This is a genomic window from Nocardia sp. SYP-A9097 (assembly GCF_009649815.1).
In the GTDB taxonomy this organism is placed as follows: Bacteria; Actinomycetota; Actinomycetes; order Mycobacteriales; family Mycobacteriaceae; genus Nocardia.
Map to the genome: position 1 here is coordinate 1 of NZ_WJIC01000030.1, position 15,731 is coordinate 15,731.

Consider the following 15,731-nt stretch of genomic DNA (forward strand, 5'->3'; position numbering starts at 1 on the left):
CGTTGATGTTGCCGCGCTCGGCTGCGGCGATCGTGGCGACCCTGGCGGTATTGCGGACCGGCGCTGCGTATCTGCCGATCGATGTGCGTCATCCCGATGAGCGGGTCGGTTTCATGCTCGCGGACGCATCGCCCGCCGCGGTGATCACGGTGGGGGAGTATGTGTCCCGGCTGGCCGGACGCGATCTCGTCGTCATCGACATCGCCGACCCCGCACGGGCTGCTCAGCCGCTCGCGCCTTTGCCAGCGCCGTCGGCCTCGGCGGTGGCCTATGTCATCTACACCTCCGGTACGACCGGTACACCCAAGGGTGTCGCGGTCACCCACACCGGAATCGGTGATCTGATCGCCGATCAGGCCGCAAGGTTCGGCGTCGACGGAGACAGTCGGGTGCTGCAGTTCGCGTCCTGGAGTTTCGATGCGGCGGTGTCCGAAATATGGGTGACGCTGGTGACGGGGGCGACGCTGGTCATCCCGCCGGATGACGCGGTGACGCGTATTTCCGGGTTGACCGGCCTCATCCAGGAATTCGGCATTACCCATGTGACCCTCACTCCGTCGGTGTTGGGTGCGCTGTCACCGGAGGGGTTGGAGTCGGTGCGTTCGCTGGTCGTCGCGGGCGAGGCGACTTCGGCGGAATTGGTGGATCGGTGGGCGCCGGGCCGGTCGATGGTGAACGCGTACGGGCCGACGGAGACGACTGTGTGCGCGACGGTGAGCGAACCGTTGGTGGCGGGGTCGGGGGTGTTGCCGATAGGTCGTCCGATTTCGGGGACCGCGGTGTTCGTTTTGGATGAGGGTTTGTCCGAGGTCCCGGTCGGGGTCGTGGGTGAGTTGTATGTCGCGGGAAGGGGTTTGGCGCGCGGATATCTGCGTCGTCCGGGTTTGACGGCGTCGCGGTTTGTGGCGTGTCCGTTCGGCTCGGCGGGATCGCGCATGTACCGCACGGGTGATCTGGTGCGCTGGAATGCCCAGGGCGAGTTGGAGTATGTGGGTCGTAGCGATGACCAGGTGAAGATTCGGGGTTTCCGGATCGAGCTCGGTGAGGTCGGTGCGGCGTTGTCCGGGGTGGCGGGGGTCGAGCAGGCCGTGGTGGTTGTACGCGAGGATCAGCCCGGGAGCAAGCGACTTGTCGGGTATGTGACCGGTGCGGTGGACCCTGCGGTGGTGCGTGCCTCGGTCGGGTCGCGGTTGCCGGAGTACATGGTTCCCGCAGCTGTTGTGGCGCTGGACAGCCTGCCGTTGACGGTCAATGGCAAGTTGGACAAGCGGTCTCTACCGGCACCCGATTATGCAGGCGAGGGATATCGGGCACCGTCGACACCGACCGAGGAAGTGCTGGCCTCGATTTACGCCCAGGTGCTCGGGTTGGAGCGGGTGGGAGTCGATGACTCCTTCTTCGATATCGGCGGTAATTCACTGCTGGCGATGCGGGTGGTCGCGGAAATTCATGATGCGTTCGATGTCCGGGTTGCGGTGCGCACTTTGTTCCAGGCGCCGACTGTGCGTGCCTTGAAGGAGCATTTGGGCGGCGATGTCGATTCGGAAGTCTCCCAGGCGGAGATATTGAGCGAAGGTGGGGGTACACCGCTGTTCTGCATACACCCGGGAGGCGGTGTGAGTTGGCCCTATAGGCCGCTCGGCGATTACCTCGACATTCCTATAATCGGAATATCGCAGGACCTGGATAATGATAGATCCGAAAGTGTCCGAGAAATGGCTGCGAACTATCTGGAGATCATCAGGAAGGCTCAGCCCGATGGCCCGTATCGCCTTTTGGGGTGGTCGTTCGGTGGAGGAGTCGCCCATGAGATCGCCGCACAGCTGACCCGATCCGGCGAGCAAGTCTCCACCCTGGTCCTGATGGACTCATTCCTGGCGATAGAGGATGCCGATTCGGCAGGGGATGTCTACACGGAGCGGCCGATTCTCGAGGATTATCTGAGAATCAATGGGTTGGATCCGTCGGGCATCGAGCCTCTCACGTACGAGGTGGTTCAGAGAATGGTTGATAGTGCATCGAATCTCAAGATGTCACTGCCACCTGAATCGATGGTCGGCCGGATCGCTGAAAACGTCAGGCACAACAGGCGGCTTCAAAATAGTCACAGTCCGGCGAAATTCGCTGGCTCGGCCATTATCCTGTCGGCTCGACTTGCCGAGAACAAAGAAGATCTGTCGGCATTGTGGAAGCCGTATATAGAAGGCGAGATCGTGGAGTACGGCGTCGAATGCACTCATGAGGAAATGCTGGATCCGGTGCCCATGGCGTCATACGCGGGGGTTCTGGAAGAAGCGTTCGGGAGGAATCAGGATGGCCATCAGTGATGTGAAGGAATATGCGCACCTGACTCCCGAGGAGGTGGAGGCACTGGGCGCGGAGTTCGATGCGATCCGTCGCGATATCGAGTCTTCGCTGGGCGAGCGGGACGCACAGTACATCCGCAAGGTGATCCGATTGCAGCGCGCGCTGGAGATCGGCGGTCGCACTGTGCTTTTCGTGAGTGCCTTCCGCCCGGCCTGGGTAGCAGGCACGACCATGCTGGGTCTCGCGAAGATTATCGAGAACATGGAGATCGCGCACAATGTCATGCACGGCCAGTGGGATTGGATGAATGATCCCGAGATCCACTCGGTGGCATGGGAATGGGACAACACCGGACCTTCAGAGCATTGGAAACATACACATAACTTCCTGCACCACAAGTACACGAACGTGCTCGGGATGGACGACGACATCGGGTACGGCGTGCTGCGCGTGACGCGCGACCAGAAGTGGCGGCCGTTCAATATCGGCAATCCGGTCTACAACCTGGTGTTGCAGTTGGGTTTCCAGTACGGGTTCGCAATTCAGCACCTGGAATTGGGCAAGGTCGCCAAGGGGCGAGTGGACCGCGAAGAGTTCGCGCGTAAACGCCGTGTGGTGCTGGCCAAGATCGGCAAACAGGTAGGTAAGGACTATGTGTTCTTCCCGCTGCTGACGGGTCCCTCCTACGTCTCGACGTTGACGGCGAACCTGACCGCCAACATGATTCGTAACGTCTGGAGCAATGTGGTGATCTTCTGCGGCCATTTTCCCGACGGCGCGGAGAAGTTCACCAAGTCCGACGTCGACTCCGAGACCCCGGGCGAGTGGTATCTGCGCCAGATGTTGGGCAGCGCCAATATTTCCGGCGGCCCGCTCACGCATTTCATGACGGGCAATCTGAGCCATCAGATCGAGCATCACCTGTTCCCGGACTTGCCGAGCAATCGGCTGGCCGAGGCCGCGGTGCGGGTGCGGGCGCTATGCGAGAAGTACGACCTGCCCTACACCACGGGATCGCTTCCGGCGCAGTACTTCAAGTCGTGGCGGACGATCGTGAAACTGTCGCTGCCGAACAAGTACCTGCGGCGCACGGCCGACGATGCCCCCGAGACGGCCTCGGAGCGGATGTTCGGCGGCAATGCCGTGGCGACGATCAATCCGGTGACCGGTCGGCGACGTGGCCTGCGCACGGCGCGCGTCGAGCGACAGTCGATCAGACGTGGTGCTGGAAGACCAATTTCTCACCAGTAAGGAGCTTTTCGGATGGTAGCGACGACAGTCAGCCAGAGTGGGCTACTGAGCCAGATCGCCTGTATCGACACCATCGACACCGATGTGTTGGAGCGTCTACGACATGAGGCACTGACGGTGCCGGCGAACTGGGTAGTCGAGTACGGCCGGTACCAATCCGGTGGATGGCGAACCCTTTCGTTGCTCAACGGCAGCGGAGATCCGGGTGACGTCAGAATCAGCGACTGCGATCCGGTCCCGACCACACTATTGCGACAGATGCCCATAACCGGACGGTTTCTCGACTCGCTGGGGCTGCGCTACATGTGGGTTCGGCTGGCGTGGTTGGAGCCGAGTTCGTTTCTGTGGGAACACCGCGACTACGCCGAGTTGGAGGACGTCGAGCGGCATCGGCTGCATCTGCCGTTGGTGACCAACTCCTCCGCGGCGTTGGTGACCGGCGGTGCCCGAGTCTGCCTGGATGCCGGCAGATTGTGGCGGCTGACACCGACGAATGTTCATGGTGCGTGCAACCTTTTGGGGCCGGGACGGCTGCACCTGATCATGGACTGTTACTCCGATGAAGCGCTCGCCCGGGTAATCGACAACGCGTATCTCGCGCCGGATGACGTGACGCTGTTGCCGGCGGCCGAGCCGACCGAATTGGAAAACCGAGTGGAGCAAGCCCGCAAGCTGATCATGCTCGGGTACGACCGGGCGGGCGAACAGCACCTGCTGCGGATGTTCTATGAGCGCACCGTGCCGGAGGGCCGGTTGTACGAGCTGATCGCCGCCGCCTACGAATCGGTCGGTCGTCATGCAGACGCGCAACGGTGGATCGACAGCAAAGCGGTCCTTCTCGGTGGCGAGCGTGCGGAGGTGTTGCAATGAGGAATCTCTTGTTGGATGGACTGGTGGCGCTGAACCGGCCCGAACAGTTCCTGTTGCTCGAGAATGCGATCGATGTATTCACGGCAAGCCCCTCGGTAACGCAGCTGTTGGTGCGTGGATCGCTGGCCACCGGCACCGCGGACCGGCTGTCCAACGTCGACTTCGTGGTTGGCGTCGCGGACGACGATTACATCGACTTCGTCTCTGTGCTGGACGCGTTGATGATGGCAGAGCTGCATGCGATCATGCCGGGCTGGCGCGATACCGGTGCCGGCGATATGGGAGGGCTCGGCTACGTCTATCTGGTGGCCTGTCAGGAGCGCCTGCGGCAGCTCGACATCTACGTGGTGCCGGAGAGCGCTCTCGACCACAACGTTATTTCGGCGCTCCCGGTATTCACCAGGGCCGATACCGATGTGTCGCTGCCGAGCCACGACGCCATGGCCTTCATCGCACGCACTATTGCCGAGCCACGGACATGCGGCGAGCTGCTTATCGAGTTCATGGTGCGGGGATTCCTGATCGGCAAACGGGTCATGCGCCGCCAGCGATTCGCCGCCTACCGCGAAACACATATGTTCAACGCGGCAGTCAAGAACCTCATCAAAGTTGCGTTGGCCCCGGATTCTCGCGATTACGGCTGGGACAACCTCCACACCGACATCGGTGCGACCCCTATCGGCAAACGGTGTCTCGCCGACCTGGACGCATTGCTCTCCGGTCCAGCTGTCCCGACAATCGAGTCGCTCGACCAGAACATCGCCCGCGCGCTCGCCTTGGCCGAGCGTGCTGCTCCCGAAGCAGTCGAAGCCCTACGCAAGCCGATCGACGCCTACCTCGAGTACCTGGAGCTGTTGAGACCGCTGTGACGATCTGAGGCTCGCGGATTCGCGAAGACGATTACTGACAGCGGAATGTTTTTCGCATCATGGGGATGCCGAATTAAGGAGATTGGTGTGGGAATTGCGGGTGTTTTCATTACTCTCGCCACTTACGGTGTGTATTTGGTCAAGGCCGCCATCCTCGGATTGGCAATGATGGGCGCCGGTCAGCTCTAGACGCCGATATGGCTGTGGCCCAGTCCCGCATGTCGTGCGGGACTGGGCCACAGGGTATTTCGCATCAGTTCCGGTGTACGCCCGGATCCACATCGTCATCGGTGAGCAGGGCGCTGCCCGCCACCCGATCCTGAGCCAGCGCGTCCAGGAAGGCGCGGGCCCAGCGGTCCACATCGTGGGTGAGCACCTGGCGGCGCATCGACCGCATGCGGCGGCGACGGGTGTCGCGGTCGTCCTCGATCGCGGCCAGCAGGGCTTCCTTGACGCTTTCCAGGTCGTGCGGGTTGCACAGGTAGGACTGGCGCAATTCCGCTGCGGCACCGGTGAATTCGCTCAGCACCAGAGCGCCGTTCAAGCCGCCCTGACAGGCCACGTACTCCTTGGCGACCAGGTTCATCCCGTCGCGCAGCGGGGTCACCACCATGACGTCGGCGGCCACGAAGAAGGAGATGAGGTCCTCGCGGGGGATGGGGCGGTGCAGATAGTGCACCACCGGATAACCCACCCGGGAGTACTCGCCGTTGATCCGGCCCACCTGGCGTTCGATATCGCCGCGCATCTGGATGTAGGAGTCCACCCGTTCCCGGCTCGGGGTGGCCAGCTGCACCATCACCGTATCGGCGGGATCGATGCGTTCCTCGTGCAGCAGCTCTTCCAGTGCGGCCAGCCGGATGTCGATGCCCTTGGTGTAGTCCAGGCGGTCCACCCCGAGCAGGATCGTCTTCGGATTACCAAGCTCCGCACGGATTTTCGACGCTCGTTCGCGCACGCTGCGGCGGCGCGAATATTCGTCCAACTCCGTGGAGGTGATGGAGATCGGGAACGCGCCCACCCGGACCGTGCGGAAACCCACCTGCACCACACCGAGTTTCGAGCGCACACCCACATTGCCGCGTGAAGTCGGTTGTCCGGCAAGCCTTCTCGCCAGGTACAGGAAGTTCTGCGCTCCCCCGGGGAGATGGAAGCCGATCAGGTCCGCGCCCAGCAGGCCCTCGACAATCTCTGTGCGCCAAGGCATCTGCATGAACAGTTCCACCGGCGGGAACGGAATGTGCAGGAAGAAGCCGATGGTCAGATCCGGGCGCAGCATGCGCAGCATCTTGGGCACCAGCTGCAGCTGATAGTCCTGCACCCAGACCGTCGCGCCCTCGGCGGCCACCTTCGCGGTGTGCTCGGCGAAACGCCGGTTCACCTGCACGTATGCCTGCCACCACTTGCGGTCGTAGACCGGCCGCACGATCACATCGTGATACAGCGGCCACAATGTGGCGTTGGAGAAGCCCTCGTAGTAGTCGGCGACCTCTTCGGAGGAGAGCGGTACCGGATGCAGTTCCAGCCCGTCCTCGACGATCGGATCGAGCTCCACATCGGGTACACCCGCCCAACCGACCCAGGCGCCCTTGTTATTTCGCAGCACCGGCTCCAGTGCGGTCACCAAACCGCCGGGACTGCGCTTCCAGCGGGTGGTGCCATCCGGCAGTTTCTCGAGGTCGACCGGCAAGCGGTTGGCGACTACGACGAAACCCGAGCCGGCGCTGTCCGGGTTCACGGTCTCATTCGCCCCGCGTATTGGGGCCGATGCCGAGCATCGACAGCAGCATGCGGCATTCGTCGGCATCGGTGGCGTACGCGGCTACGACACGCTGGGCCTGGCGGGCTGTCTCGTCGGCGAGCGGTTCCAGATCGTCGTCCGCGATGTCTTTCGCGCTGCTGTTCGCGGCCATCATCATGTCCTCTCGGGTCTGCTCAGCTTGCGAGGCCCCCATACTATCCGGAGCTTTCGGCCGAACTCTGTCCTGCGGGTACAGCGAGCCCGAAACGCAATGCGTGATTCGGACGATTCACCTGCGGACCGTACCGGCCGATCGGCCTGGCTTACGGTAATGACAGGAAGAGTTACCGGAATCGGGTGAAGGGGTCGTAGCAATGCCGTTGGTCACGGTGCACGGAATCTCGCTGAACTACCAGATCAAGGGGTCCGGACCGCTGGTCGTCATGATCATGGGGACGGGCAGCGGCGGCCGGGTGTGGGAGCTGCACCAGGTGCCCGCGCTGGTGGCCGCCGGATATCGGGTGTGCACCTTCGACAATCGCGGTATCGCGCCGTCCTACGAGGCCGCCCAGGGCATGACCATCGACGAACTGGTGCGCGATACCGCCGGGCTCATCGAATTCCTCGGGGAGGGACCGGCTTTGGTGGTCGGCCAGTCCATGGGCTCACGGGTCGCCCAGGAATTGGCGCTGGCCCGGCCGGATCTGGTGCGCAAGGCCGTCTTCCTGGCCGGGCACGCCCGCCTGGACCAGCTGCAGAAGACGCTCTCGGCCGGTGAGCACGAACTCGACGCTTCCGGGGTGCGGTTGCCCGCCAAATACGAGGCCGCCATCACCGCTCTGATGAACTTGTCCCCGGCCACCCTGGCCGATACCCATGCCGCCCGGGACTGGCTGGACCTGTTCGAATTCACCGGTGGCCCGGCCACGCCCGGTGTGCGTGCCCAGCGCCGGATGGATCATGACTTCGATCGCACCGCTGCCTACCGGGGTATTACCGTGCCCTGCCTGTCGGTCGGCTTCGCCGATGATCGGATGATCCCGCCCTACCTGTCCCGCGAGGTCGCCGAGGCGATTCCGGGCGCCCGCTATCAGGAGGTCCCGGACGCCGGGCACTTCGGCTACCTGGAACGACCCGAGGTCGTCAACAAGATCCTGCTGGAATTCTTCGCGGGCTGAAGGTAACCGCCCAGCCGTAACGCGAGCCTTGCTAGGGTCGAATCAACGTAGCGGGCTCGTCCTTGCGCTGCGGGTGCCAACCCAATGCGAAGATGATCCGTCAGCGTTCCTGTACAAGCGCCAGTATCCAGTGAGGTGAAATGAGCACCAATCCTTTCGATGACGAAGACGGCCGGTTCTTCGTCCTGGTCAACGACGAGGAACAGCACTCCCTGTGGCCTGCCTTCGCCGAGGTTCCGGCGGGTTGGCGGGTCGTGTTCGGTGAGGACTCGCGCGCCGCGTGCGTCGAGTACGTCGAGAAGAACTGGACGGATATGCGTCCCAAGAGCCTTCGTGATGCCATGGCCGCCGATGATGCGGCCCGTCAGGCGGCGCAGTCCTGATATCTAGCGGTTGACCCGATACTGCGCAGGAACGGTTCCGGATGCGGCAGGCGGCGCCATAAGCGCCGCCCCGCCGTGCTTCGGTCCGGCTTCTGACAGCGTCAGATCGACCGGGACGTCGGCTTTTCCGCGCAGCCGACCCACCCGGTTATGATGGGCACCGCTTTTGAAAAGGGCACCGTCACGCCTCCTTAGCTCAGTGGTAGAGCACCGCTCTTGTAAAGCGAAGGTCGTCAGTTCAATCCTGACAGGGGGCTCTGTACCCGCCTCCCCACGACTTCGGTCATGGGGAGGCGGTCTTTTTTGGTTTGCACCGCTCCCAGGAAACTCCCAGGTTTGGTACAGGGAGTTCGATGATGCGGGCTGCAGGATGAGGTCATGACAGGTGTGCCCGGGGGTCGTGAAGCCGAAGCCAGAGTGCTTATCGTCGATGACGAACCGATGATTGTGGAGTTGCTGTCGGTGAGTCTGCGGTATCAGGGGTTCGAGGTGGCGACCGCGGGATCGGGGACCGAGGGGTTGGATCGGGCCAAGATGTTTCGGCCGGATGCGCTCATCGTGGATGTGATGATGCCGGGGATGGATGGGTTCGGGCTGTTGCGGCGGTTGCGGGCCGATGGGATCGATGCGCCTGTGCTGTTTTTGACCGCGCGGGACGAAGTGGACGACAAGATCACCGGATTGACGCTCGGGGCAGACGATTACGTGACCAAGCCGTTCAGTCTCGAAGAGGTGGTGGCGCGGTTGCGGGTGATTTTGCGGCGGGCGGGGCGGGCCGCGCCGGAGGAGAAGTCGTCGCGGTTGCGGTTCGCCGATATCGAACTCGACGACGACACCCATGAGGTGTGGAAGGCGGGGGAGCCGGTTCCGTTGTCGCCCACCGAGTTCACGCTGCTGCGGTACTTCATGGTCAACGCGGGCACGGTGTTGAGCAAGCCGCGCATTCTGGATCACGTGTGGCGCTACGACTTCGGCGGTGAGGTCGGCGTGGTGGAGACCTATGTGTCGTATCTGCGTAAGAAGGTCGATACCGGGCCGGATCGGCTCATTCACACGCTGCGCGGGGTCGGCTATGTCATGCGGGAGCCGCATCGCCGGTCGGCCGCTAAATGAGCCGACGCGCCCGGTTGTCGGATCGGCTCGCCGCGGTACCGCTGCGCACCACCCTCGCCCTGGCGCTGGTCTCGCTCGCGGGTATCGGGCTGCTGGTCTCCGGGATCGCGGTCACCACTCTTATGAACAATGTGCTCATCGATCGCATCGACCGGCAGTTGAGCGAGGCCGCGCACAGTTGGGCCGCACCGGGTGCGCGCCGGCCCGAAACGCTGCCCGCACCACCCGCCGGTAAGGAGCGTCCGGCCGATCTGCTCTATGTGCGCGTACAGGATTCGACCGGGAAGCTGACCTTGCACCTGGATGTCGGCACCGGGCAGCCGGATGTGCCGGAGAATCTCGGCAGGCATGCGGTCACCGTCGGCTCCATCGGCAATTCGGGTGAGGAGTGGCGGGTCCTGCGCGTCACCAATCAGAACGGCACCAGCATTGTCGCGCTGCGCATGGATCAGACCCAGAGCATTCTGGATCGGCTGATTCTGCTGCAGGTGGTGATCGGGGCGCTGGTGCTGGCCGCGCTGGCGGTTGTCGCACGCCTGGTGATCCGGCGCAGTCTGCGACCCCTGGAAGCGGTCGAGCGCACCGCCGCGGCCATCGCGGGCGGTGACCTGCATCAGCGAGTTCCCATGCGCGGCAACGACACCGAGGTGGATCGGCTGTCGCAATCGCTGAACACCATGCTCACCCAGATTCAGCAGGCGTTCGCGGCCACCGAAGCCTCCGAGGAGGGGGCGCGGCGCTCCGAGGCCAAGATGCGGCAGTTCGTCGCCGACGCCAGCCATGAATTGCGCACACCGCTCACCACCATCAAAGGCTTCTCCGAGCTGTACCGGCAGGGCGCGATCACCGAACCCGAGCTGCTGATGGATCGCATCGAACGCGAATCCAAGCGGATGGGACTACTGGTCGAGGATCTGCTCATGCTGGCGCGGCTCGACGCGCAGCGTCCGGTGGAGCGGCGTCCGGTGGATCTGCTGACCATTGCCAGCGATGCGGTGCACAATGCGCGCGCCCTCGCCGCCGTACAGCAAGGTGACGGGCCCGCGCGGCCCATCGATCTGGAGATCCGTTCCGGCTCAGGGACTTTGGAGATCGCCGGGGACGAGACGCGGCTGCGGCAGATCCTGGCCAATCTGCTCAATAACGCGCTCGTGCACACACCGCCCGAGGCGGCGGTCACCGTGCGGCTCACACCCTCCGACGCGGATGTCCTCATCGAGGTCGCCGATACCGGGCCGGGGCTCGCGCCGGAACAGGCCGAGCGGGTCTTCGAACGCTTCTACCGCACCGACGCCTCGCGCAGCCGGGTCAGCGGCGGTACCGGGCTCGGGCTCTCGATCGTGCAGGCACTGGTCACCGCGCACGGTGGCGTGGTGTCGGTGACCAGTGCACCGGGTGCGGGGACGACCTTCAGTGTGCGATTGCCGCGAACCGGTCAGTCCGGGACATTGGCGCCGTAACCCAGATCGCGCAGCGCCTGCTGGATCTTGGCCTGCGCCTCGTCGAGGGATTCTTTGCTCGGCTCCGGATCCGCGCCGGTGATATCGAAATCACCGAGCTCGAATGCCGGAAAGACATGCAGGTGCAGATGCGGCACCTCCAGACCCGCGATGAGCAGACCCGCGCGCGGGGCATCCCAGGCCGCCCGCACCGCGCGGCCGATCGTCTGGGCGACCCCGGTCAGCCGGGACATGGTCTCCGGATCCACGTCCTGCCACTGATCGATCTCCTTGCGCGGCACCACCAGCGTGTGCCCCTGCGTGACCGGCGCGATGGTGAGGAAGGCGACGAATTCGTCGTCCTCCCAGACGAATCGGCCCGGCAGCTGACCTTCGATGATCATTGAGAAAACAGAAGCCATGCCCGGCAGATTACGCGCGGTGGGTGAAGGCCGCCCCGACACAGCCACCGTCCGCCGCAACTCGCCCCGCTGGTCGGGCTGCCGCGCGAGTACTCGGCTCATCCATAGCCCGGGGCGCGGCCGCGGACGAACGCTATTCCGTTTCGCCGGGTCTCGCGTGGAACCGCCCGGGGCCGGTCGACGCGCACGCTTTAAGCTGTCTGCCGTGCGCGTACTCGTCATCGGTTCCGGAGCCCGTGAACATGCCCTCGCCCTGGCCTTGCGCCGGGACCCGGCGGTGACCGCGGTGTCGGTCGCGCCCGGTAACGCGGGGATCGCCCAGCATGTGGAGGTGCGAGCGGTCGACCCCAGTTCGGGTGAAGAGGTGGCCGCCCTCGCCAAGGAGCTCGGTGTCGACCTGGTCGTGGTCGGGCCGGAGGTGCCGCTGGTGCTCGGTGTCGCCGATGCGGTGCGGGCCGCCGGGATTCCGGCCTTCGGGCCGTCCGCCGCGGCCGCGCGGATCGAAGGGTCCAAGGCGTTCGCCAAGGATGTGATGAACGCGGCCGGTGTGCGCACCGCGCACAGTGAGATCGTCGATCACCCGGGTGAGCTGGATGCCGCGCTGGATCGCTTCGGGCCGACCTGGGTCGTCAAGGATGACGGGCTGGCCGCGGGCAAGGGTGTCGTCGTGACGGCCGACCGGTCGATCGCGCGCGAGCACGGGGCCGAACTGCTGGAGAACGGGCATCCGGTACTGCTGGAGTCCTTCCTGGACGGGCCCGAGGTATCGCTGTTCTGCCTGGTCGACGGTGAGACCGTGGTGCCGCTGCTGCCCGCGCAGGACCACAAGCGCGTCGGCGACGGGGACACGGGGCCGAATACCGGTGGCATGGGCGCGTACACGCCACTGCCTTGGCTGACCGATGAGACTCTGCAGGCCATCGTCGATGATGTGGTGAAACCCGTTGCGGCCGAAATGGTTTGGCGTGGAGTTCCGTTCAGCGGACTGCTGTACGCCGGGCTCGCCGTCGGCTCGTCCGGTCCCGCCGTCATCGAATTCAATTGCCGCTTCGGCGATCCCGAGACCCAGGCCGTACTGGCCATGCTGGACAGCCCGCTCGGTGAACTGCTGTACGCCACCGCCACCGGAACCCTCGGTGAGGTCGAGGCGCCGCGCTGGAAGGACGGCGCCGCCGTCACCGTCGTGCTCGCCGCCGAGAACTACCCGGGCCGCCCGCGCAGCGGTGACGTCATCACCGGGGCCGAATCCTCCGGCACCGGAACCGAATCCGAGGTGCTGCACGCGGGAACCGCACTGCGCGAAGACGGTTCGATCGTCTCCGCCGGTGGACGCGTCCTCGCCATTATCGGCCAGGGCGCGGACCTCTCCGAGGCCCGCGAGAACGCCTACACCCGCCTCGCCGGAATCAAGCTGCCCGGCGGCCACTTCCGCACCGATATCGCCTTGGCAGCGGTAGAAGGCCGCATCACCGTCCCCGAACCGGCGGTCTAGTTCAGCGAGATCCCGCGCTGGGCCAGCCAGGTCTGCGGATCGACGTGCTGCCCGTTGACGATGATCTCGAAGTGCAGGTGCGGACCGGTGGAGTCGCCGCGATTGCCGATACGGGCGATCTGCATGCCCGCCGGGACGCGCTCGCCCACCGAGACGAAGAAGTCGTACATGTGCCCGTAGACGGAGATGGTGCCGTCGTCGTGCCGGATGCGCACCCACAGCCCGAAGCCCTGCGCCGGGCCCGCGTCGATGACCGTGCCCGCCGCGACCGCGTAGATCGGTGAACCGAGCGGTCCGGCGATATCGATGCCCGCGTGGAAAGTGCCCCAGCGCGCACCGAACCCGGAGGTGAACGCGCCTATCGCCGGTAGGACGAAGCCGCCGACCCCGGGTAGTACGAAGCCCGGCGGCAGGGTGCCGGCCGGTGCGGGACCGACCATCCACGGCTGCTGCTCGCCGTTCACCGCCGCCGCGGCCTCGGCTTTGGCGCGTTCGAGGGTCGTGCGGGCGGCGGCGGCCACCACCGCCGATTCGCGCAGGCGCTCACCGTTGCTGATCGCGTCCAGATATCGTTTCGCCGACTCCGCCGCAGTATGTACCTGCAACGGGTGCGCCACCGGAACCCGCAGTGCCACACCGGGTTCCACCGCCGCATCGGTCGGAATCAACCCGAGTCCGCTGTCCGCGGCCGCGAATACCAGCACCGCGACCACCCCGCCGATCAGCACCCGATGCCGAATCGCCCAGGCCCGCGCTACCGGCGCCTGCCGCCGCACTTCCCCTTTGCCCCGCTCGACCAGTTCGTCGAACTCGGCGCGAGACCGCGGCCGCGTGTCCCAGAGCTCGAGCGCCTGATCCCGGACCACCGGCACCCGTTTGCGCGCCTGTGTCAGCCCGCGCGCCCCCGCTCGCGCACCCCGAGCCAGCTGCGCCCGCGCGAATGTCGACGCCCGGCCTGGCGTATCCAGCCGCAGCCGAACCCCCGGCATGAAACTGTCGACCCCGGCCCGAAACTCGCGTTCTGCTTCGTTCCCTGAAGTCTCGAAGTCCGCTTCCTGCGAAGCCGAGAACTTCTCCTGCTCGGTCGCGGACGTCTGCGCGTTGCTCCGTCCGCGCGAGGTCTTGTTTCCAGCCGTGTGGCCCTCGGATTCGGCGTGTTGCTCGCACGCGACGCCAGGGCTTGGCTCATCGAGCGCCGAATCAGCCTCTGTCGCAGGTTCATCCCGCGTGTTCGCGATGGTGGCGGTTGCGGGGTGTGCCGAGTTGGGCGTGGGCTGGGCGGTCGCGTCGTCGGCGGCCTTCGCGTCAGGCGCGTGTCCGTTGGTGGTGTGCGCAGCGGCGTCATGATGTCCCGCCGGGTCCTCCTCGGTGGTTGCCGGTCCCCCCTGCATATGAGCCTCCTCAGGCATTCCGGCGGCCATTGCCGGACAGGCGGGGGAGTGGGTGCTCTACCGTCTGTCGAGTGCGTATCGAATCTCGCCGGTCGACCATTCCACCTTTTTACGTGATGGATGTCTGGAAGGCAGCAGCTGAACGGGCCCGGACTCATGGGGATGTGCTGGTGCTGGCCGCCGGACAGCCTTCAACGCCCGCTCCGCGGGCGGTTTTGCGGGCCACCAAAGAGGCCATGGATTCCGAATTGCTGGGCTATACCGAGACATTCGGGATTCTGGCACTGCGGGAGGCGATCGCGGAGCATCACCGGAGCACCTATGGGGTGCAGGTCAGCGCCGATGATGTGGTGGTGACGACCGGGTCGTCGGGTGCGTTCACGCTGATTTTCCTGGCGGCTTTCGATGTCGGCGACACCGTGGTGGTGGCGCGGCCGGGATACCCCGCCTACCGGAACACGCTGACGGCATTGGGCTGCAATGTGATCGAGTTGGATTGCGGTCCCGAGACCCGATTCCAGCCGACCGTGGCCATGCTCGAGGCCCTGCCCGAGCCGCCTGCGGGATTGATCGTGGCGAGCCCGGCCAATCCGACCGGGACCATGATCGCCCCGTCGGAGCTGGCAGCCCTGGCACGCTGGTGTGATGCGCACGGCACGCTGCTGATCTCCGACGAGATCTATCACGGCATCGTTTACGACGACACCGAACCGACGTCTTCCGCTTGGGAGACTTCCCGCGAATCGATCGTCATCGGCTCGGTCTCGAAATACTTCTCCATGACCGGCTGGCGGCTCGGCTGGATGCTGGTGCCCGAGGGCATGCGCCCGGCCCTGCAACGCCTCGCCTCGAATATGACCGTCTGCCCGCCCGCTATTTCGCAGTACGCGGCCGTGCACGCTTTCGGCGCGGAAGCCAAGGCCGAACTCGACGGGCATGTGGCGCGCTATGCCGCGAATCGGCAACTGCTGCTTTCGGGTCTGCCGAAGCTCGGCATCACCGATCTGGCTCCGGCGGATGGCGCGTTCTACGCGTACGCGAATATCGCGCATCTGACCGATGATTCGATGGCGTGGTGTACCGAGGTGCTCGATCGGACGGGTGTGGCGCTGGCGCCGGGTATCGACTTCGACACCGTGAACGGCGTTCATACCGTGCGCTTCTCGTTCGCGGGGGCGAGCTCCGATATCGAAGAAGCAATGGACCGGTTGGGACGGTATCTGGCCTGAACGGCCCCCGGAAGCGCCGTTCCCGGCGAATCGGCACAGATCGCAC

At 64.9% G+C, this 15,731-nt stretch carries 14 protein-coding genes and 1 tRNA gene; 11 read left to right on the forward strand and 4 right to left on the reverse strand.

The window, feature by feature from the left end:
* The 4 genes from GFY24_RS34475 to GFY24_RS34490 form a co-directional block, all read left to right on the forward strand.
* On the forward strand, positions 1-2,327 hold a 2,327-nt coding region (locus tag GFY24_RS34475; protein WP_153809306.1), incomplete at its 5' end, for an amino acid adenylation domain-containing protein.
* A complete protein-coding gene (locus GFY24_RS34480; RefSeq protein WP_153809307.1) occupies positions 2,314-3,558 on the forward strand; it encodes a fatty acid desaturase in 1,245 nt (414 codons plus the stop codon). The genes GFY24_RS34475 and GFY24_RS34480, both read left to right, overlap by 14 nt.
* A 12-nt stretch (positions 3,559-3,570) precedes the next feature.
* A complete protein-coding gene (locus GFY24_RS34485) occupies positions 3,571-4,428 on the forward strand; it encodes an aspartyl/asparaginyl beta-hydroxylase domain-containing protein (RefSeq protein ID WP_153809308.1) in 858 nt (285 codons plus the stop codon).
* Positions 4,425-5,297, forward strand: coding sequence for a hypothetical protein (locus GFY24_RS34490; RefSeq protein ID WP_153809309.1), 873 nt, complete (start codon positions 4,425-4,427; stop codon positions 5,295-5,297). The genes GFY24_RS34485 and GFY24_RS34490 overlap by 4 nt, the downstream gene beginning before the upstream one ends.
* A 253-nt stretch (positions 5,298-5,550) precedes the next feature.
* Here GFY24_RS34490 and GFY24_RS34495 read toward each other — a convergent pair whose 3' ends face one another.
* Together GFY24_RS34495 and GFY24_RS34500 are read right to left on the reverse strand one after the other, a co-directional pair.
* Positions 5,551-7,104, reverse strand: coding sequence for a trehalose-6-phosphate synthase (locus GFY24_RS34495; RefSeq protein ID WP_375336141.1), 1,554 nt, complete (start codon positions 7,102-7,104; stop codon positions 5,551-5,553).
* The gene (locus GFY24_RS34500; RefSeq protein ID WP_153809310.1) at positions 7,040-7,252 is read right to left on the reverse strand and encodes a hypothetical protein; all 213 of its coding nucleotides are present in this window, start codon (positions 7,250-7,252) and stop codon (positions 7,040-7,042) included. The genes GFY24_RS34495 and GFY24_RS34500 overlap by 65 nt, the downstream gene beginning before the upstream one ends.
* A gap of 160 nt (positions 7,253-7,412) precedes the next feature.
* Between GFY24_RS34500 and GFY24_RS34505 the strand changes: the two genes are divergently transcribed.
* The 5 genes from GFY24_RS34505 (at position 7,413) to GFY24_RS34525 (ending at position 11,172) form a co-directional block, all read left to right on the forward strand.
* Entirely contained in the window at positions 7,413-8,216 is an 804-nt protein-coding gene (locus GFY24_RS34505) for an alpha/beta fold hydrolase (RefSeq protein WP_153809311.1), read from the forward strand.
* 140 nt (positions 8,217-8,356) lie between these two features.
* The gene (locus tag GFY24_RS34510) at positions 8,357-8,599 is read left to right on the forward strand and encodes an MbtH family protein (RefSeq protein WP_019931522.1); all 243 of its coding nucleotides are present in this window, start codon (positions 8,357-8,359) and stop codon (positions 8,597-8,599) included.
* A gap of 185 nt (positions 8,600-8,784) precedes the next feature.
* A tRNA-Thr gene (locus GFY24_RS34515) sits at positions 8,785-8,856 on the forward strand.
* A gap of 121 nt (positions 8,857-8,977) precedes the next feature.
* Positions 8,978-9,712 (forward strand): response regulator transcription factor, encoded by a 735-nt coding sequence (locus GFY24_RS34520; protein WP_153809312.1) that lies wholly within the window; start codon positions 8,978-8,980, stop codon positions 9,710-9,712.
* Positions 9,709-11,172, forward strand: a complete 1,464-nt coding sequence (locus GFY24_RS34525) for a cell wall metabolism sensor histidine kinase WalK (protein ID WP_153809313.1) — start codon at positions 9,709-9,711, stop codon at positions 11,170-11,172. The genes GFY24_RS34520 and GFY24_RS34525 overlap by 4 nt, the downstream gene beginning before the upstream one ends.
* On the opposite strand, the gene GFY24_RS34530 is transcribed toward GFY24_RS34525, so the two are convergent.
* A complete protein-coding gene (locus GFY24_RS34530; RefSeq protein ID WP_153809314.1) occupies positions 11,148-11,573 on the reverse strand; it encodes an HIT family protein in 426 nt (141 codons plus the stop codon). The genes GFY24_RS34525 and GFY24_RS34530 overlap by 25 nt on opposite strands.
* A 205-nt stretch (positions 11,574-11,778) precedes the next feature.
* Here GFY24_RS34530 and purD point away from each other — a divergent pair, with 205 nt between their 5' ends.
* Entirely contained in the window at positions 11,779-13,065 is a 1,287-nt protein-coding gene (purD, locus tag GFY24_RS34535) for a phosphoribosylamine--glycine ligase (RefSeq protein ID WP_309231674.1), read from the forward strand.
* On the opposite strand, the gene GFY24_RS34540 is transcribed toward purD, so the two are convergent.
* Positions 13,062-14,054, reverse strand: a complete 993-nt coding sequence (locus GFY24_RS34540; protein ID WP_153809354.1) for a M23 family metallopeptidase — start codon at positions 14,052-14,054, stop codon at positions 13,062-13,064. The two genes, purD and GFY24_RS34540, sit on opposite strands and share 4 nt — an antisense overlap.
* Positions 14,055-14,527: 473 nt before the next feature.
* Between GFY24_RS34540 and GFY24_RS34545 the strand changes: the two genes are divergently transcribed.
* Entirely contained in the window at positions 14,528-15,685 is a 1,158-nt protein-coding gene (locus GFY24_RS34545; RefSeq protein ID WP_309231675.1) for a pyridoxal phosphate-dependent aminotransferase, read from the forward strand.
* The last annotated feature ends 46 nt before the right edge of the window (positions 15,686-15,731 follow it).